The sequence below is a fragment of the uncultured Microbacterium sp. genome (assembly GCF_900078385.1).
Classification (GTDB): domain Bacteria; phylum Actinomycetota; class Actinomycetes; order Actinomycetales; family Microbacteriaceae; genus Microbacterium.
In genome coordinates this window covers 1-16,950 of record NZ_FLQR01000002.1, presented here as the reverse complement: position 1 = coordinate 16,950, position 16,950 = coordinate 1, and the positions used below count along the sequence as shown (strand labels likewise).

18 protein-coding genes are annotated in these 16,950 nt (G+C 72.1%); 16 read left to right on the top strand and 2 right to left on the bottom strand.

The window, feature by feature from the left end; translation table 11 throughout:
* Window positions 1-119 precede the first annotated feature (119 nt).
* Window positions 120-1,121 carry a tRNA lysidine(34) synthetase TilS gene (gene tilS, locus QZL85_RS04145; protein ID WP_295574002.1) on the top strand — a complete coding sequence of 334 codons (1,002 nt, stop codon included), beginning with the start codon at window positions 120-122 and terminating at the stop codon, window positions 1,119-1,121.
* Here tilS and QZL85_RS04140 read toward each other — a convergent pair.
* On the bottom strand, window positions 1,118-1,654 hold the full coding sequence (locus QZL85_RS04140) for a DUF937 domain-containing protein (RefSeq protein WP_295574000.1): 537 nt from the start codon (window positions 1,652-1,654) through the stop codon (window positions 1,118-1,120). The two genes, tilS and QZL85_RS04140, sit on opposite strands and share 4 nt — an antisense overlap.
* Before the next feature lie 103 nt (window positions 1,655-1,757).
* Here QZL85_RS04140 and hpt point away from each other — a divergent pair, with 103 nt between their 5' ends.
* The 11 genes from hpt to lysS all read left to right on the top strand — a co-directional run bounded on the left by hpt (window position 1,758) and on the right by lysS (window position 11,733).
* Complete coding sequence (hpt, locus tag QZL85_RS04135) at window positions 1,758-2,309, top strand: hypoxanthine phosphoribosyltransferase (protein ID WP_295573998.1); 552 nt, start codon at window positions 1,758-1,760, stop codon at window positions 2,307-2,309.
* A 67-nt stretch (window positions 2,310-2,376) separates the two neighbouring features.
* Entirely contained in the window at window positions 2,377-4,386 is a 2,010-nt protein-coding gene (gene ftsH, locus QZL85_RS04130) for an ATP-dependent zinc metalloprotease FtsH (protein WP_295573995.1), read from the top strand.
* 9 nt (window positions 4,387-4,395) lie between these two features.
* Window positions 4,396-4,986, top strand: a complete 591-nt coding sequence (gene folE / locus QZL85_RS04125) for a GTP cyclohydrolase I (RefSeq protein ID WP_295573993.1) — start codon at window positions 4,396-4,398, stop codon at window positions 4,984-4,986.
* Window positions 4,983-5,780 (top strand): dihydropteroate synthase, encoded by a 798-nt coding sequence (folP, locus tag QZL85_RS04120; RefSeq protein WP_295573991.1) that lies wholly within the window; start codon window positions 4,983-4,985, stop codon window positions 5,778-5,780. The genes folE and folP overlap by 4 nt, the downstream gene beginning before the upstream one ends.
* A complete protein-coding gene (gene folB, locus QZL85_RS04115; protein ID WP_295573988.1) occupies window positions 5,777-6,145 on the top strand; it encodes a dihydroneopterin aldolase in 369 nt (122 codons plus the stop codon). Before folP ends, folB begins: the two co-directional genes overlap by 4 nt.
* An 8-nt stretch (window positions 6,146-6,153) precedes the next feature.
* Entirely contained in the window at window positions 6,154-6,681 is a 528-nt protein-coding gene (folK, locus tag QZL85_RS04110) for a 2-amino-4-hydroxy-6-hydroxymethyldihydropteridine diphosphokinase (RefSeq protein WP_295574135.1), read from the top strand.
* Complete coding sequence (locus QZL85_RS04105) at window positions 6,678-7,172, top strand: DUF3180 domain-containing protein (RefSeq protein WP_295573986.1); 495 nt, start codon at window positions 6,678-6,680, stop codon at window positions 7,170-7,172. The genes folK and QZL85_RS04105 overlap by 4 nt, the downstream gene beginning before the upstream one ends.
* Window positions 7,117-7,755 carry a PH domain-containing protein gene (locus QZL85_RS04100; protein ID WP_295573983.1) on the top strand — a complete coding sequence of 213 codons (639 nt, stop codon included), beginning with the start codon at window positions 7,117-7,119 and terminating at the stop codon, window positions 7,753-7,755. The genes QZL85_RS04105 and QZL85_RS04100 overlap by 56 nt, the downstream gene beginning before the upstream one ends.
* A complete protein-coding gene (locus QZL85_RS04095; protein ID WP_366208643.1) occupies window positions 7,752-9,482 on the top strand; it encodes a PH domain-containing protein in 1,731 nt (576 codons plus the stop codon). Before QZL85_RS04100 ends, QZL85_RS04095 begins: the two co-directional genes overlap by 4 nt.
* Window positions 9,479-10,186, top strand: coding sequence for a DUF2520 domain-containing protein (locus tag QZL85_RS04090; protein ID WP_295573982.1), 708 nt, complete (start codon window positions 9,479-9,481; stop codon window positions 10,184-10,186). The genes QZL85_RS04095 and QZL85_RS04090 overlap by 4 nt, the downstream gene beginning before the upstream one ends.
* 26 nt (window positions 10,187-10,212) lie before the next feature.
* Window positions 10,213-11,733: a lysine--tRNA ligase gene (lysS, locus tag QZL85_RS04085; protein WP_295573979.1), complete on the top strand. Its 1,521-nt coding sequence runs from the start codon at window positions 10,213-10,215 to the stop codon at window positions 11,731-11,733.
* A 46-nt stretch (window positions 11,734-11,779) separates the two neighbouring features.
* Here the strand turns inward: lysS and QZL85_RS04080 are convergent, their stop codons facing one another.
* On the bottom strand, window positions 11,780-12,910 hold the full coding sequence (locus QZL85_RS04080; RefSeq protein ID WP_295573976.1) for a DUF4192 family protein: 1,131 nt from the start codon (window positions 12,908-12,910) through the stop codon (window positions 11,780-11,782).
* 165 nt (window positions 12,911-13,075) lie between these two features.
* Here QZL85_RS04080 and QZL85_RS04075 point away from each other — a divergent pair, with 165 nt between their 5' ends.
* From QZL85_RS04075 to QZL85_RS04060, 4 genes are all read left to right on the top strand, one after another.
* Entirely contained in the window at window positions 13,076-13,267 is a 192-nt protein-coding gene (locus QZL85_RS04075) for a hypothetical protein (RefSeq protein ID WP_295573973.1), read from the top strand.
* A 48-nt stretch (window positions 13,268-13,315) separates the two neighbouring features.
* Window positions 13,316-14,788 (top strand): cardiolipin synthase, encoded by a 1,473-nt coding sequence (cls, locus tag QZL85_RS04070; protein ID WP_295573971.1) that lies wholly within the window; start codon window positions 13,316-13,318, stop codon window positions 14,786-14,788.
* Window positions 14,789-14,861: 73 nt separating this feature from the next.
* Window positions 14,862-15,563 (top strand): hypothetical protein, encoded by a 702-nt coding sequence (locus QZL85_RS04065; protein WP_295573968.1) that lies wholly within the window; start codon window positions 14,862-14,864, stop codon window positions 15,561-15,563.
* A gap of 336 nt (window positions 15,564-15,899) precedes the next feature.
* The gene (locus QZL85_RS04060; RefSeq protein WP_295573966.1) at window positions 15,900-16,847 is read left to right on the top strand and encodes a hypothetical protein; all 948 of its coding nucleotides are present in this window, start codon (window positions 15,900-15,902) and stop codon (window positions 16,845-16,847) included.
* Window positions 16,848-16,950 lie beyond the last annotated feature (103 nt).

The window sequence follows — 16,950 nt, the reverse complement described above, 5'->3', positions numbered from 1 at the left end:
CCTGAATCGGCGGCGAGCGGCGGCCCGGGCCGCCGCGACGGCTGCGAGGCGGAGTTGCGGCTCGCGCCTCCCTGCACCCGGCCCGCACCCGGGCGGCACCCGGGCGGTACCGTGGCCTCGTGGAGCACCGCCCGAGCCTGGACCCCGCCGTCGCCGAGGTGCGCCGGGCCGTCCGCTCCGCCCTCGCGGGCACCCGCGGGCCCGTCCTGGTCGGGCTCTCCGGAGGCGCGGACTCCCTGGCGCTCGCCGCCGCCGTCGCATTCGAGGCGCCGAAGGCCGGTCTCGCGGCCTCGGCGGTGGTCGTCGACCACGGGCTGCAGGCCGGTTCCGCCGAGATCGCCGCGCGCGCGGCCGCCGCCGCCGAAGAGCTGGGCCTCCCCACCCGGGTCGTGCGCGTCGAGGTCGGGCGCGACGGCGGGCCCGAGGCCGCGGCGCGCGACGCACGCCGCGGGGCGCTCCGCGCCGCGGCCGCCGACGCCGGCGCGGCCGCGATCCTGCTCGGCCACACCCTCGACGACCAGGCCGAGACGGTCCTGCTGGGCCTCTCCCGCGGCTCCGGCGCCGCGAGCCTCGCCGGCATGGCCCCGGCGCGGGACGACGACGGGATCGCGTGGCTCCGGCCCCTGCTGACCGTGCGGCGCGCGACGACGCGTGCCGCGTGCGCGGCGGAAGGCCTCGAGCCGTGGGAGGACCCGCACAACCTCGACCGCCGCTTCCTACGGGTCCGCGTCCGCCACGACGTCCTGCCGCTCCTGGAGAACGAGCTCGGGCCGGGCGTCGCGGAAGCCCTGGCCCGCACGGCCGAGCAGCTGCGCGAGGATGCGGACGCCTTCGCCGAGATGATCGACGAGACCATCGAGGACATCGTGGAACCGGCCGAGGCCGGCATCGCCGTGTCGGTGCCGGCGCTCGCCGCGAACCCGCCGGCGCTGCGGCACCGCATCCTCCGGCACGTCGTGGCGAGCGAGTTCGGCGTGAGCCTGACTCGGACGCAGACCCTGGACGTCGCCCGGCTCGCGACCGACTGGACCGGTCAGGGGCCCATCGACCTGCCCGGATGCCGCGCAACCCGCAGCGGCACGCGCATCGTGTTCACGGCATCCGGAGCCGACCGCGCCTAGCTCTTCCCGCCGAACAGCCCGCCGAGCAGGCCGCCCAGGTCGATCCCGCCGGCCTTCTGCCCGCCGCCGGACGCCCCGCCGCCGAGCAGCCCGCCGATGAGATCGCCGATGCCGCCGGAGGACTCCTGTGAGGTGGAACCGCCGCCCTGCTTCTTCTTCGCGAGCAAGCCGAGCACGATCGGCGCGAGCATCGGCAGCAGCTTGCCGAATTCGATGCCGGCCGTCTGCGGCTCGGAGGTCAGGGTCTGCGCGACCTGGTCCTTCTGGCTGCCGAACACGTGGCCGAGGATCTTCTCGCCGTCCGCCGTATCGACCTGGTCGAGGTCGACGGAGTCGCCGAGGCCGGCGTGCCTGCCGAGCGCCGCCTCGATCGCGGATGCGCCTTCGGGGGTGGCGGCGTTGCGCTGCAACCCGCCGAGGATCGCGCCGCCGCCTTCCTGCACGGCCTGCGTCGCGGTGGCGGGGTCGACCCCGAGCTTCGCGGCGATCTGGTCGATCGGCAGCATGCCGAGGATGTCATCGAGTCCGGCCATGGGGGCTTCCTCCCGTGTCGTGAGCGGGCTCCGTTGCCCGTCGCGGGTCAGCCTATGCCTGACGGCATCCGGAGCGCCCCTGTCGAGTGCCTAGACTCGAACCATGCGCGCGGCCGACATCGCTGACCAGCTCTCCACCGTCCTCGTCACCGAGGAGGAGATCCAGGCGAAGCTCCTCGAGCTCGCCCAGCGCGTGGATGCCGAGTACGAGGGCAAGGATCTGCTCCTGGTCGGCGTGCTGAAGGGTGCCGTCATGGTGATGGCCGACTTCGCCCGTCAGCTCACCCGCGACATCACGATGGACTGGATGGCGGTGTCCTCCTACGGTGCGGGGACGAAGTCCTCCGGCGTCGTCCAGATCCGCAAGGACCTCGACACCGACCTGCACGGCAAGCACGTCCTCATCGTCGAGGACATCATCGACTCGGGCCTGACGCTGAGCTGGCTGCTGGAGAACTTCCAGTCCCGCGGCGCGGAGTCGATCGAGGTGCTCGCACTGCTGCGCAAGCCCGACGCCGCGAAGGTGGAGATCGACTGCCGGTACGTCGGCTTCGACATCCCCAACGAGTTCGTCGTGGGCTACGGCCTGGACTACGCCGAGCGGTACCGGAACCTCCGGGATGTCGCGGTGCTCGCGCCGCACGTCTACAGCTGAGCGCCCGGTACGCCGTGGGCGAATGCACAGTCGACGCATAGTCGCTGCGCGGTAGCCTTTTCGGACCATGGATTTCAAGAAGCTCTCGCGCAACCCGTTCGTCTACGTGTTGCTCATCGGCGTCCTCCTCCTGATCGGCATGACGCTGATCTCGAGCCTCACCGGCGCCAAGCAGGTCACGACGCAGCAGGGACTCGAACTCCTCGAGGGCGGGACGGTCACCGAGGTGACCACCACCGACGGCGACCAGCGCGTGGACATGACCCTGTCCAAGGAGTTCGAGGGCTCCAAGCAGGTGCAGTTCTACTACGTCGAGCCCCGCGCCGACGAGATCGTCGCCGCGATCGACGACGCCGACCCCAAGGAGGGCTTCAACGACGTCGTCCCCCGCGCCACGTGGTTCGACGGCCTCCTCTCCCTCCTCCTCCCGCTGATCCTCCTGGGTCTGCTGTTCTGGTTCCTGCTCTCCTCTGCGCAGGGCGGCGGCAACAAGGTGATGCAGTTCGGCAAGTCCCGCGCGAAGCTCGTCAACAAGGAGACCCCGACGGTCACCTTCGCCGACGTCGCCGGTGCCGACGAGGCCATCGAGGAGATGCAGGAGATCAAGGACTTCCTGAAGGACCCCGCGCGCTTCCAGGCCGTCGGCGCCCGCATCCCCAAGGGCGTGCTGCTGTACGGCCCTCCCGGAACCGGCAAGACCCTCCTCGCCCGCGCCGTGGCCGGCGAGGCCGGTGTCCCCTTCTACTCGATCTCCGGCTCGGACTTCGTCGAGATGTTCGTGGGCGTCGGCGCGAGCCGCGTCCGCGACCTGTTCAACCAGGCCAAGGAGAACTCGCCGGCGATCATCTTCATCGACGAGATCGACGCCGTCGGCCGGCACCGCGGCGCCGGCATGGGCGGCGGACACGACGAGCGCGAGCAGACCCTCAACCAGATGCTCGTCGAGATGGACGGCTTCGACCCGAAGGTCAACGTCATCGTCATCGCGGCGACGAACCGTCCCGACATCCTCGACCCGGCGCTGCTGCGCCCGGGCCGCTTCGACCGGCAGATCGGCGTGGACGCGCCCGACCTGAAGGGTCGCCAGCGCATCCTCGAGGTGCACGGCCGCGGCAAGCCGCTCTCCCCGTCGGTCGACCTGAACGTCATCGCGCGGAAGACCCCGGGCTTCACCGGCGCCGACCTCGCCAACGTCCTCAACGAGGCCGCGCTGCTGACCGCGCGCTCGAACGCGCAGCTCATCGACATGCGCGCCCTCGACGAGGCCATCGACCGCGTCATCGCGGGTCCGCAGCGTCGCACGCGCGTCATGCGTGACAAGGAGAAGCTCATCACGGCCTATCACGAGGGCGGACACGCGCTCGCGGCGGCGGCGATGAATCACACCGACCCCGTCACGAAGGTCACGATCCTCCCGCGCGGCAAGGCCCTCGGCTACACGATGGTGCTCCCGATCGACGACAAGTACTCGATCACCCGCAACGAGCTCCAGGACCAGCTCACCTACGCGATGGGCGGTCGCGTCGCCGAGGAGATCGTCTTCCACGACCCCACGACGGGCGCCTCGAACGACATCGAGAAGGCCACCGGCATCGCCCGCAAGATGGTCACCGAGTACGGGATGACGACCGACGTCGGACCCGTCAAGCTCGGCTCGGCCTCCGGCGAGGTGTTCATGGGCCGCGACATGGGTCACGGCCGCGACTTCAGCGAGCGGATCGCCGAGCAGATCGACGCCCAGGTGCGCGACCTCATCGAGCAGGCGCACAACGAGGCGTACGAGGTCATCAACGCCAACCGCGACATCCTCGACAAGCTCGCCCTCGCCCTGCTGGAGAACGAGACGCTCGACCACCTCGAGCTCGAGACGATGTTCCAGGACGTGAAGAAGCTCCCGCCGCGCCCGCAGTGGCTCTCCAGCCAGGAGCGCCCCGTCTCCACGCTGCCGCCGATCGACGTGCCGCAGCGACAGGACGAGGCCGGCCTCGCGGCGGCGACCGAAGCGGCGGAGCAGACCGCGAAGCAGAAGGCCCCCGCGCTCCGCGCGACGGGACAGGCGCGCCCCGCGACCGCCTAGGCTCGGCACGTGGCCGTCGATCGTGACCGCGTCGCCGCTCTGGTGCGCGAACTGCTCGAGGCGATCGGGGAAGACCCGGATCGCCCCGGGCTGAAGCTCACCCCGCAGCGCGTCGCCGAGGCGTACGCCGAGTTCTTCGCCGGTGTCGGCGAGGATGCCGCGGCCCCGCTCGCGCACACCATCTCGGTGGCGCGCGGCCCGGCGCCCGACACCCTGCCCTCCGGGGCCGTCATGCTCCGCGACGTCCGGTTCCGCTCGGTCTGCGAGCACCATCTGCTCCCCTTCGCGGGCCACGCGCACATCGCCTACCTGCCCGGAGAGCAGGTGGTCGGCCTCGGCGCGCTGCCGCGCGTCGTCGACGTGCTCTCCGCCCGCCCGCAGGTGCAGGAGCGGCTCGGCGAGCAGATCGCCGACGTCATCGCCGCCTCCCTCGACACACGGGGCGTCCTCGTCATCCTGGATGCCGTGCACGAGTGCGTGACGATGCGCGGCGGCCGGCAGCCCGACGCCTCGACGGTCACGATCGCCGCGCGCGGCGAACTGGCGGAGCCGGCCGCCCGCGCCGAGATCATCGCGCTCCTCGCCGGCGGCGCGGCGTGACCCTCGTCATGGGGGTCGTCAACGTGACGCCCGACTCGTTCAGCGACGGCGGGCGCCATCTGCGCGCGGACGATGCCGTCGCGCACGGTGAGGCGCTGCGCGCCGACGGCGCCGACATCCTCGACATCGGCGGCGAGTCCACCCGCCCCGGCGCCGAGCGCGTCGACGCGGTCCTCGAGCAGGAGCGCGTCCTTCCCGTCATCGCCCGGCTCTCCGCCGCCGGCGCGCTCGTCAGCATCGACACGATGAACGCATCGACCGCGCTCGCCGCGGTCGCCGCAGGCGCGCGCATCGTCAACGACGTCTCCGGCGGGCTCGCCGACCCCGACATGCTCGCGGCCGTCGCCGGCACGGACGCCGACGTCATCCTGCAGCACTGGCGCGGCCACTCCGCCGCGATGTACGACCCGGCCGACTATGCCGACATCACGGCGGAGGTCATCGGTGAACTCGAGCAGAGGGTGCAGGCGGCGACGGATGCCGGCATCCCGGCGCAGCGCATCATCCTCGACCCGGGATTCGGCTTCGGCAAGCAGCCCGCCGACAACTGGGTGCTCGCCCGCGGGCTGCCGCGCCTCGTCGGGCTCGGCTTCCGCGTGCTCGTCGGGACGAGCCGCAAGCGCATGCTCGCGGTGGCGATCGGCGACGAGGCGACGGAGCAGCGCAAAGACCTCGCGACGGCCGTCACGAGCGTCCTGGCCGCCCAGGCCGGAGCCTGGGGCGTGCGCGTCCACGACGTGGCGTCCACCCGCATCGCCCTCGCGGTGCGCGACGAATGGGAAGGACGCGGATGACCGACCGCATCACGCTGACCGGGATCCGCGCGACGGGCCACCACGGTGTCTACGACGAGGAGCGCCGCGAGGGGCAGGAGTTCGTCGCGGACGTGGAGCTCGGCCTGTCGCTGCGCGCCGCCGCGGCGAGCGACGACGTCGCCGACACGGTGCACTACGGCGAGTTCGCCGACGAGGTCGCGGCGATCCTCTCCGGCGACCCGGTGAACCTCCTCGAGACGCTCGCCGAACGGATCGCGGAGGCCGCGCTGCGGCATCCGCTCGTCCAGACGGCCGTCGTGACGGTGCACAAGCCGGGCGCGCCCATCACCGTGCCGTTCGGCGACGTCTCCGTGACGATCGAACGCGAACGGGCCGCCTCGTGAGCCGCCGTCTGGCGCAGGGACCTGCCGACGCGCCGCGTCCGGAGGCAGGGACGCCCGTCCGGGCCGTCGTCGCGCTCGGCGCGAACCTCGGCGACCGTGCCGGCACGATCGTCGCGGCGCTCGCGAACCTGGCTCGCCTGCCGCTGACCGAGGTGGCGGCATCCGCGGATCCCATCGAATCGGTCGCGGTCACCCTCGACGGACCGGATGCCGCCGCGCCGGCCTACCTCAACACCGTCGCGCTGCTGAACACGCGGCTCGCGCCGTCGGTGCTGCTGGCGTACCTGCACGCGATCGAGCTGCACCACGGCCGGGAGCGCCGCGAACGGTGGGGCGACCGCACCCTGGATCTCGACCTCATCGCGTACGGCGACGTGCGCAGCGATGCCCCCGACCTGACCGTCCCGCACCCGAGGGCGGCAGAGCGCGACTTCGTCCTGGAGCCCTGGCTGCGGGTCGACCCGGACGCCGTGCTCCCCGGCGTCGGCCGCGTCGCGGACCTCCTGGCCGGCCTGCGGGCGGGGGAGGACGCGTGAAGCGCACCGGCGCGACCCTCCTCCTCACCGCCGCGCTCGTCGGGGCCGTCGTCGGCTTCGTCGCAGACCAGCTGCTGACCGCCGGAGGGCGGCCGACATTCACCCCGTCGCTCATGCTGCCGGTGCTCCTCGTGCTGCTCGGCGCCGTCACGGTGCTGCTCGCGCTGCCGATCCGGCGTGCCATCACCGGGTCCGGCACGGCGCCCGTCGATCCCTTCCGGGCCGTGCGGATCGCCATGCTGGCCAAGGCGTCGAGCATCGTCGGTGCGTTCGTCGCCGGCGTGGCGCTGGGTCTCCTCGCCTTCCTGCTCACCCGACCGGTCACGCCCTCGTTAGGCTCGACGAGTGCGGTGGTGGCCGCCGTCGTCGGCGGCGTCGTCCTCGTGGCGGCCGGCCTCGTCGCCGAACACCTGTGCACCATTCGGAAGGACGACGATGACGAACAGCCCGGACCCGACGAGCCCGGCTTCGGACTCTCCCACCACGACTGAGCAGGTCGCGCAGGCCACGGATGCCGTGGCGCCCGCGCACACCGGCACCGACGAGGTGATGGATGCCGGGACCTTCCAGCGCATCGTCGAACCGCGCAGCGCCAACCGGCTCCCGCTCGGCGAGGGGACCTGGCACCAGGTCTCGCCGAAGTACCTCGTCGTGCAGTTCATCTCCAACGGGGCCGTCCTCGCCATCGTCCTGGCGATCGCGCTCGTGCTGTTCTTCGTGCTCGACCAGGCCTGGGTGTGGATCCCCGCCGGCATCGTGTCCGTCATCATCCTCCTCACCCTCGCCGTCCTCCCGCGCCAGGCGCGGTCCATCGGCTACCAGCTGCGCGCGGACGACCTCATCTTCCGCCGCGGCATCCTGTGGCAGCGGATGGTCGCCGTCCCGTACGGCCGGATGCAGCTGGTCGACATCACCCACGGCCCGCTGGACCGCGGCTTCGGCATCGCCCAGCTCAAGCTCGTGACCGCCGCGGCATCCACCGGGGTGACGATCCCCGGGCTGAGCCAGCCCGCCGCCGAGCGCCTGCGCGACACGCTCATCGACGTCGCCGAGACCCGTCGGACCGGACTGTGACCCTCCCCCTCGATCCGTCGGCGCAGCCCGCGCCGGAAGCCCCCGCTGCGCCTCCGCCGACGCGGGTGCGCTCGCCGCTCAGCGACGGCGAGTGGCACCGGCTGCACCCGCTCACCCCGGTCATGCGGGGCGGGCTGTTCATCCTCGTCCTCACCGGCATCATCGTGACGAATCTCCGCGACCGGCTGATCGGGATCTTCCTGCCAGCGATGGGTCCGGACGGGGAGCGGTTCGACGACTACGAGGGCGATCCCATCGACTTCATCGTCGCCAACAACCTGATCCTCGTCGCGATCCTCGTGGTCCTGGGCGTCCTCCTCGTCCTGCTCGCCCTCTTCTGGCTGTCCTGGCGGTTCCATACCTTCCGGATCACCGGCGACGACGTCGAGGTGCGCAGCGGCGTCCTCTTCCGCACCCACCGGCGCGCACCGCTCGATCGCGTGCAGGGCGTCAACCTCACGCGGCCGATGGTGGCGCGGCTGTTCGGGATGGGCAAGCTCGAGGTCGTCGGAGCGGGGCTCGACTCGAACGTCAAGCTCGAGTACCTGTCCACCGGGAACGCCGAGACGATCCGCGGCGACATCCTCCGCCTCGCGTCAGGCCGGCAGCTCGGCGACGCCGTCGCGGGCGGGACGGCAGGGATGCCGCTCGGCCGCGCCGCCGTCGCGACCGTCGGCGCCGGGATCACGGGCCTCATCGACGGCGCCGAGGAGCCCGTCGCGGAGCCCGCATCCGTCGTCCACATCCCGCCGGGGCGGCTCATCGTCGCGCACCTGCTGTCGGGCTCGACGATCTGGCTGGTCCTGATGGTGATCGCCGCCGTCCTCGGGTCGGTCTTCGGGACGCCGTGGATCCTGTTCTCGCTCGTCCCGACGATCATCGGTTTCGGCGCGTACTGGTTCCGCCAGATCACACGGTCGCTGCGCTACTCCATCGCCCCGACGCCCGCGGGCGTGCGGGTCACGTTCGGCCTCTTCACGACCGTGACCGAGACGCTGCCTCCGGGCCGCATCCACGCCGTCGAGATCCGGCAGCCGATCCTGTGGCGCCGGTTCGGGTGGTGGGCGATCCGGGTGAACCGGCTTTCCGGGCGGGCCGCGACGGACTCGCAGAGCCAGCAGTTCGCCGAGGTGCTCCCGGTCGGCACCCGGGAGGACGTGGAGCGGGTGCTCGGTCTCATGCTGCCGACGCTTGACGCCCGCTGGGACGACGTCGCCGCCCACGGGCTGTGGGGGCCGGCGCCGGAGGACCCGTACACGACGACCCCGCGGCGCGGGCGGTGGCTGCGACCGCTGTCGTGGCGACGCAACGGGTTCCTGCTGACGGCCGGGGCGCTGTTCCTGCGGCGCGGGTTCCTGCAGCGCGCCCTCGTGATCCTGCCGCTCGCGCGGCTTCAGTCCGTGCGCGTCAGCCAGGGCCCGATCGACAGGCGCCTCGCGCTCGCGAACATCACGGGCCACACCGTCGTCGGGCAGGTCAACGGACACCTCGGCATCCTCGACGCAGGCGACGCGCTGGGCATCTGGCAGGCGACCGCGGACGCCACCGTCGCCGCCGCGGCAGGAGACCGCTCGCACCGGTGGGATGCCGAGGCGCCGGTCGCTGCGGTCGCGGGACCCGTGTCGGATGCCGCGGCGCCCGTTGCCGGCCCGGATGCTGCGGCGCCCGTTTCCGGCCCGCAGGCCGCGGCGGCCGTCGCGGGCCCGGACGGTCAGGCCACGCCGTGAACCGCGGTGGACGCCTGGGCGTCGGCGTCATCGGCGCCGGCCGCGTCGGCCCCGTCATCGCGGCGGCGCTCGCGGGCGCGGGTCACGCGCTGACCGGCATCACGGCAGGGTCCGACCCCGAGCGGGTCGAGGCCGTGCTGCCCGGTGTCCCGACGCTCACGGCCGATGACGTCGTCCGGCGCAGTGAGCTCGTCATCCTCGCGGTGCCGCACGACGAACTGGCGGCGCTCGTCGCGGGGCTCGCGGAGCTCGGCGCGTGGCAGGTCGGACAGCTCGTGCTGCACACCGATCCCGCCTACGGCATCGAGGTGCTCGCGCCTGCCGCCGCACGCGGCGCCATCCCGCTCGCCGTGCACCCCGCCGTCGCGTTCACCGGGACGAGCATCGACCTGCGCCAGCTGCACGACGCGTATGCCGCCGTGACTGCCCCGGCCGCCGTGCTGCCCATCGCACAGGCGCTGGCCGTCGAGCTCGGGTGCGAGCCGATCGTCATCTCCGAAGCCGACCGCCCCGCCTACGGGGAGGCCATCGCGACGGCGACGGAGTTCTCGGCGTCGATCGTGCGGCAGTCCGCCGCCCTCCTCGCCCAAGCGGGCGTCGAGGAGCCCGGTCGGTACCTCTCGGCGCTCGTCCACTCGACGATCGACCGTGCGCTCACCGACGCGGGCGGCGGAGGAGTGCCCGAGGTGCCGCCGATAGACTGAGGGGTCGATTCCGAGGAGCCCTGAACATGACCGACGCGTCTGCGCCCGTGACCGCCGAGCCCGAAGAGGACGTCTTCGAGCAGAAGGCCGTGCGCCTCGCCAAGCGCGAGCGACTCCTCGCGGAGCGCGCCGACGCCGCCGGCGGCGCCTACCCGGTCGCCGTGCCGGTCACCGACACGATCCCCGCCCTGCGCGAGCGCTACGCATCGCTCGAGTCGGGCGAGGAAACCGGCGTGACGGCATCCGTGGCCGGCCGCATCGTCTTCAGCCGCAACACGGGCAAGCTCTGCTTCGCGTCCCTGCAGTCGGGCGACGGCAGCCGCATCCAGGCGATGGTGTCCCTCGCCGAGGTCGGCGACGAGTCGCTGCAGGCGTGGAAGGAACTCGTCGACCTCGGCGATCACGTCTCCGTCACGGGTCAGGTCATCTCCAGCCGGCGCGGCGAGTTGTCGATCATGGTCACCGACTGGACGATCGCGGCCAAGGCGCTGCTGCCCCTGCCGAACATGTACTCCGAGCTCAGCGAGGAGAGCCGTGTGCGCTCCCGCTTCCTCGATCTGATCGTCCGCGATGAGGCGCGCGCGACCGTGATCGCCCGCGCCAAGGCGAACGCGAGCCTGCGCACCACGTTCGCGAACCACGACTTCGTCGAGGTCGAGACCCCCATGCTGCAGGTCCAGCACGGCGGGGCCGCCGCACGACCGTTCGTCACGCACGCGAACGCCTTCGACGCCGACCTCTTCCTGCGCATCGCGCCCGAGCTCTTCCTCAAGCGCGCCGTCGTCGGCGGCATCGACCGCGTCTTCGAGATCAACCGCAACTTCCGCAATGAGGGTGCCGACTCGACGCACAGCCCCGAGTTCGCGATGCTCGAGGCCTACCAGGCGTACTCGGACTACAACGGCATCGCCGACCTCACGCAGGAGCTCATCCAGAACGCCGCCGTCGCGGTCGCCGGAACCACCGAGGTGACCTGGGCGGACGGCACCGTCTACGACCTGGGCGGCGAGTGGGACCGCATCTCGATGTACGACTCCCTCTCGGCGGCAGCCGGGCGGGCCATCACGCCGCAGACGACGTTCGACGAGCTGCAGGCGTTCGCCGCCGACGTCGGCGTCGAGGTCCCGGAGAAGATCGCGACGCACGGCAAGCTCGTCGAGGAACTGTGGGAGCACTTCGTGAAGGGCGATCTCGTCCGCCCCACCTTCGTGATGGACTTTCCGCTCGACACGAGCCCGCTCGTCCGCGAGCACCGCACGATCCCGGGGGTCGTGGAGAAGTGGGACCTGTACGTCCGCGGCTTCGAGCTGGCCACCGGGTACTCCGAGCTCGTCGACCCGGTCATCCAGCGTGAGCGGTTCGTCGAGCAGGCGAAGCTCGCCGCCCGCGGCGACGACGAAGCGATGCGCGTGGACGAGGAGTTCCTCCGCGCCCTCGAGCACGGCATGCCGCCCACCGGTGGGATGGGCATGGGCATCGACCGCCTCATGATGGCGATCACGGGTCTCGGCATCCGCGAGACGATCCTCTTCCCGCTGGTCAAGTAGGCCCAGCCGGTCACGCGGGGCCGCGCGGTCGCTGCACGCTGCCCGTTCACACGGCGCCGCCCCCGGGCCGGCGGAATGCCCAGTCCGGCAGGTGACCCGCGAGAACGAACGACCGGACGATGTCGGACAACCCGTGGTCCGCTTCGATCTCCAGGGCCAGCTGCGCGTAGCGGTCGGCGTGCGTCGAGCGTCCGAGCGCCCACGACAGCCAGGCGCAGGTGGCCAGTGCCCCCGGCCGCAGCCGTTTCGGAGCGAGCGCGGCGATGTGACGCGCCAGCTCGGCGGCGGTCTCGAGACGGTCCGGATCCGGCCGGGGGCCCTCGCCCCACATCACCGATGCGAGATCGGACGGGTACTCGGCCCCGTCCTCCCAGCGGCGCTGCGCCTCGAGGGCATCCTCCCCGCCGACCACATCCGTCGCCCACTGCACCAGCGCGACGTCCCGCAGCGCCGGTCGCGCAAGGCACCACGCGAGTAGGGCTGCGCGCATCGGCGGAAGTGCGGCGGCATCCCACCGCAGCGCGCTCTCGAACAGCCGCGGCAGATCATCCAGCTCGCACGCCGCCTCGAGGGCCGCCGGGTCGACGCGCGCGACCCGCGCGGACTCGGAGGGCATGCCACAGAGCACCTCCAGTGCGGTGCGGAGCGACTGCACGGCCGCGCCCACGACGCGGCGCTCGGCGGCACGGTGCGGCGGGAGGGCGGCGCCGGTGGCCTGGTCGCCGACGACGGCGGGCAGGTCGAGGGTCGGCGTGGTCTCCAATTCCGACAGGGGCCGCCCGGCCCCGGGATGGTCGGGGTCGAAGTGCGAGCCCCATCCATCGGCGGCGACGACGAGCGCGTCGACGAACGCCAGTCCGCTCGCCTCCGCGCGTCGCCCCAACGCGTCGACGAGGCGCGCGTGCGGGAGTCCGACCGCCGCGGACTCCTCGCTGTACGCGACGGCGACGAAGGCCTCGGCGCCGCCGATCCGGCACACCATGCCGACGACGCTCGAGGCGAGCCGCTCGACCGTGTCGAGATCGTCGCCGGGCGGCAGATCGACGCGCATCGCGCCGACGCTGCGGTGGCCGGCCATCGGCACGACCACGAGGCTGCGCGCCGGCGTGTAGCCCAGCAGGCGCGGGACGAGGGAGAGGAACTGTGCCGCGTCGGCGGCCTTCACGGTAGTCGGCATGCCCCCGAGGCTGGCCGCCGGTGCGGTCCCGTGGCCGGGCGCACGCCGCATCGGGGAGTACCGCGCCGTGACGTCGGGTTGGGGAGGAGGCGGTGCGCCCAGCCCGGCATCCACCCGGCATCCACCCGGCATCCGCCCGTCGAGACGGCCGCGTACGATGGAGGCATGGATGAGTACTGGGCCGCCGTCGTCTGGTCGCTGCTGCCGACCGTCGTCGTGCTGGGCCTGTTCGTCTTCGTACTCCGCTCGATCCTGCGGATGGACCGCACCGAGCGCCGCGTCTACGGGGAGATCGAAGCCGAGGAGCGCGCGAAGCGAGGCCTCGCGCCCGCCGCCGGTGACGCTGCCGCTCGCTGACCGCCCCACTCGCTACGCTGAGCGCAGGCGAGGAGCGGGGGGACAGGCGTGCTGAGCATCACGGTGGACTGGAACTGGACGTGGTGGGTCTTCATCGTCCTCGCGTTCGACATCACCGTCCGCATCTTCGCGATCATCATCATCCCGCGGAACCGTCGCCCCACGGCGGCGATGGCGTGGCTTCTGGCCATCTTCTTCATCCCGGTCGTCGGCATCCTGCTCTTCCTGCTCATCGGCAACCCGCGCCTGCCGCGCAAGCGCCGCAAGATGCAGCAGCAGATCAACGACTACATCCGCGACACCAGCGGCGGCCTCGACTTCGGCACGCTGCGGCCCAACGCGCCGGAGTGGTTCCGTGCGCTCGTGCGGCTCAACCGCAACCTCGGCGCGCTCCCGCTCGCCGGTGACAACGGCGCCCGGCTCATCTCCGACTACCAGACCAGCCTCGATGAGATGGCCGACGCCATCCGGGAGGCCGAGCATTACGTCCACGTCGAGTTCTACATCCTGCAGGCCGACGCAGCGACCGACAACTTCTTCCGCGCCCTCGAGGAGGTCGCTGCGCGCGGCGTCACCGTCCGGGTGCTGCTCGACCACTGGGCGAACCGCAACAAACCAAAGTACAAGGAGACGCGGCAGCGGCTCGACGCGATGGGGGCCGCATGGCATGTCATGCTCCCCGTGCAGCCGCTGAGGCGCCGGTATCAGCGACCCGATCTGCGCAATCACCGCAAGCTCCTCGTCGTGGACGGGCGCGTCGCCTTCATGGGCTCGCAGAACGTCACCGACTCGACGTACAACCTGCCGAAGAACCTCCGGCGCGGCCTGCACTGGGTCGACATGATGGCGCGACTGGACGGCCCGGTCGTCGCCTCCGTCAACGCCGTGTTCCTCTCCGATTGGTACAGCGAGACGCTCGAGACCCTCACCGACGAGATCGACCTGTTCGCCGTCGAGGCGGGCTCGGGGGAGCTCGACTGCCAGATCATCCCCTCCGGTCCGGGATTCGAGTTCCAGAACAACCTCAAGCTCTTCATGACGCTGCTGTTCGCCGCGCGCGAGAAGATCATCATCGTCAGCCCCTACTTCGTCCCCGACGAGGGTCTGCTGCTGGCCATCCAGACTGCGTGCCAGCGGGGGGTCGACGTCGAGCTGTTCGTCTCGGAGGAGGGCGATCAGGCGATGGTCTACCACGCGCAGCGCAGCTACTACGAGGCGCTGCTGCGGTCGGGTGTGCGCATCTGGATGTACAAGCGGCCGTACATCCTGCACTCGAAGTCGATGTCCATCGACGACGAGGTCGCCGTCATCGGCTCCAGCAACATGGACATGCGCTCGTTCGGTCTGAACCTCGAGGTGACCATGCTCTCGCGCGGTGCGGAGTTCGTCTCGCAGCTGCGCGCGGTGGAGGACCAGTACCGGTCACTCAGCCGCGAGCTGACGCTCGACGAGTGGATGGAGCAGCCCCTGCGCTCGCGGGTGCTGGACAACCTCGCGCGGCTCACGTCCGCCCTGCAGTGAGACGGATGCCGTTCGCCTGACACTGTCGGGGTGGATGCCGCGGCATCCGTCATCGTGCGTGAAGGAGAAGCCCATGTCACTCCGGGTCGGTGCCGTCGTCCTCGGCGGACTGTTGCTGCTGGGACTCGCCGGATGCGCGACGGGCGGATCCGGTCCCGGCGCCGGCGCCTCGCCGAGCGGGGTGCCGGCCGGCGAGATCGAGGTCGACGCGGCCTGGCTCGACGGTGGCCGGATGATCGCCGTCGTGACGCCGGGGTCCTCGACCTGCGCGCCGATCGTGGGAGAGGTCGACGTGGAGAGCGACGGCACGCTCGCTGTGGGGCTCGTGGATGCCGAGGGCGTGGCGTGCACGGCGGACAGCGTGCCGCGCGCTGTCGGCGTGGCACTGCCGGAGGGCGTCGATCACACGCGGGACCTGACGGTGCGCGTGACATACGGCATCGACTCGTGGGGCGAGACCGACCTCGACGGCTTCGGCGGTGCCGCCGTGGAGGAGTACACGCCCTCGGCCGGCTGGGTCGACGACGGGCTCTTCGCGCTCGTGACCTGGGGTTCGTCGGGCTGCGTGCCCGAGGTGGAGTCGGTGAAGGCGGCGGCGGACGCCGTGACGGTGACGTTCGTGACGCCCCCGGCCGATCAGGTGTGCACGATGGACATGGGCCCGCGCATCGCGCTGGTGTCGGTCGACGGAGTGGATGACGACGCCGCCGTGACGCTGACGCTGACCGGAGGGTCGGACTTCGGCGCCCCCGTGACGGTGCCCATCGAGGGGTAGACGACGCGGGTCGAAGCCTCGGCGGGGTGCGGCGGGCCTTCGTGACGGGATGCGGTGCGGTGGAAGCCGTGCGCGGCCTCCTCGGGAGGACCCCGGTGTATCGCTCGCCCGCGGCAAAGTGCGGGTGTGCGCGGCCCTGACCCGCACTTCGGCGCGGCTGAAGATCGAGCCCTGGCTTCGCCCGCGGCAAAGTGCGGGTGTGGGGGCGCCCTACCCGCACTTCGGCGCGGATGAAGTTCGCGCGAGGCCCTCTCCACAGGGGGTCGCTGCAGAGAGTTCCGCATCGAGGGCTGTGGAGACGCGCGGATGCCGGCATCCCGGCGCCACCGTGGAGGGATGCTGCGCAGCCCTCTTCCCCTCGACCTCGGCGATTCGTTCTCCACCGCGGCGGCGCTCGCCGCCGGTGTCAGCAGATCACGGCTGCGCTCGAAGGATCTGCTGCGGCCGTTCCACGGCGTCCGCACGCGCAGCGCGTGCGACGTCGAGCCCGAGCGGTCGGTGGAGCGGGAGCTGCTCGACCGGATGTGCCGGTATGCCCCGCGGATGCCGGCGGGGCAGTTCTTCACGCTCGTCTCCGCCGCCGTCGCGTGGTCGATCCCGCTCCCGCTCAGCCTGGTGATGGGCCGGGCCCTCGACGTCGGGGTGTTCGCCCCGCGCCGGGGCCCCGCAGGGCGCGGTGTGATCGGCCACGCCGTCAAGCCCGAGCTCGCGCACACCGTCATCCATCCCGAACTCGGGCTGCGAGTGACGACACCGGCATCCACATGGGCGATGCTCGGCAGCGTGCTGACGCGACTCGAGGACGTCGTGGCGGCGGCGGATGCGGCGCAGCGGATCCCGATGCATCCGGACGACCCGCCGGCATTGGCCACGAGGCCGCAGCTGGAGGCCGCGCTGACCGCCGGGCGACGTCGCGGCGCTGCGCTCCTGCGGGAGGCGCTGCCGCGGGCGATCACCCGGTCGCGCTCGCGTCCCGAGAGCTGGATGCGCATCGTCCTCGCGGATGCCGGGCTGCCCGAGCCGTTCGCGAACTTCGATGTCTTCGACGCCGGGAGCTGGCTCGCGCAGGTCGACCTCGCCTATCCCGAGCGAAAGGTCGCGATGGAGTACGAGGGCGATCATCACCGGACGGATGCCCGGCAGTGGTCGATCGACATCCAGCGTGTCGATCGGCTGGCCGAGGCCGGGTGGCGCGTCCTCCGCGTGACCCGCCAGGACATCTACGTGCACCCGGCGCAGTTCGCCGTGCGCGTGCGCCGCGCGCTGGAGGGCGCTCGGCGCTGAGCCCTCCCGCCCCGCGCCCCGCCCCCGCGCCGCGCGCCCGCGCCCGTCCCCGCGCCCGTCCCCGCGCGCTCGCGCCTCGTCCCCGCGCGCCCGCGCCCGGTCT

Bases quoted from the DNA above. Each gene is read 5' to 3' on its own strand.
- QZL85_RS04100 (WP_295573983.1), top strand. From the start codon at position 7,117: ATGACGAACAGCCCGGACCCGACGAGCCCGGCTTCGGACTCTCCCACC.
- ftsH (WP_295573995.1), top strand. From the start codon at position 2,377: ATGGATTTCAAGAAGCTCTCGCGCAACCCGTTCGTCTACGTGTTGCTC.
- QZL85_RS04060 (WP_295573966.1), top strand. From the start codon at position 15,900: ATGCTGCGCAGCCCTCTTCCCCTCGACCTCGGCGATTCGTTCTCCACC.
- QZL85_RS04140 (WP_295574000.1), bottom strand. From the start codon at position 1,654: ATGGCCGGACTCGATGACATCCTCGGCATGCTGCCGATCGACCAGATC.
- lysS (WP_295573979.1), top strand. From the start codon at position 10,213: ATGACCGACGCGTCTGCGCCCGTGACCGCCGAGCCCGAAGAGGACGTC.
- hpt (WP_295573998.1), top strand. From the start codon at position 1,758: ATGCGCGCGGCCGACATCGCTGACCAGCTCTCCACCGTCCTCGTCACC.
- QZL85_RS04075 (WP_295573973.1), top strand. From the start codon at position 13,076: ATGGATGAGTACTGGGCCGCCGTCGTCTGGTCGCTGCTGCCGACCGTC.
- QZL85_RS04080 (WP_295573976.1), bottom strand. From the start codon at position 12,910: ATGCCGACTACCGTGAAGGCCGCCGACGCGGCACAGTTCCTCTCCCTC.
- folB (WP_295573988.1), top strand. From the start codon at position 5,777: ATGACCGACCGCATCACGCTGACCGGGATCCGCGCGACGGGCCACCAC.
- QZL85_RS04065 (WP_295573968.1), top strand. From the start codon at position 14,862: ATGTCACTCCGGGTCGGTGCCGTCGTCCTCGGCGGACTGTTGCTGCTG.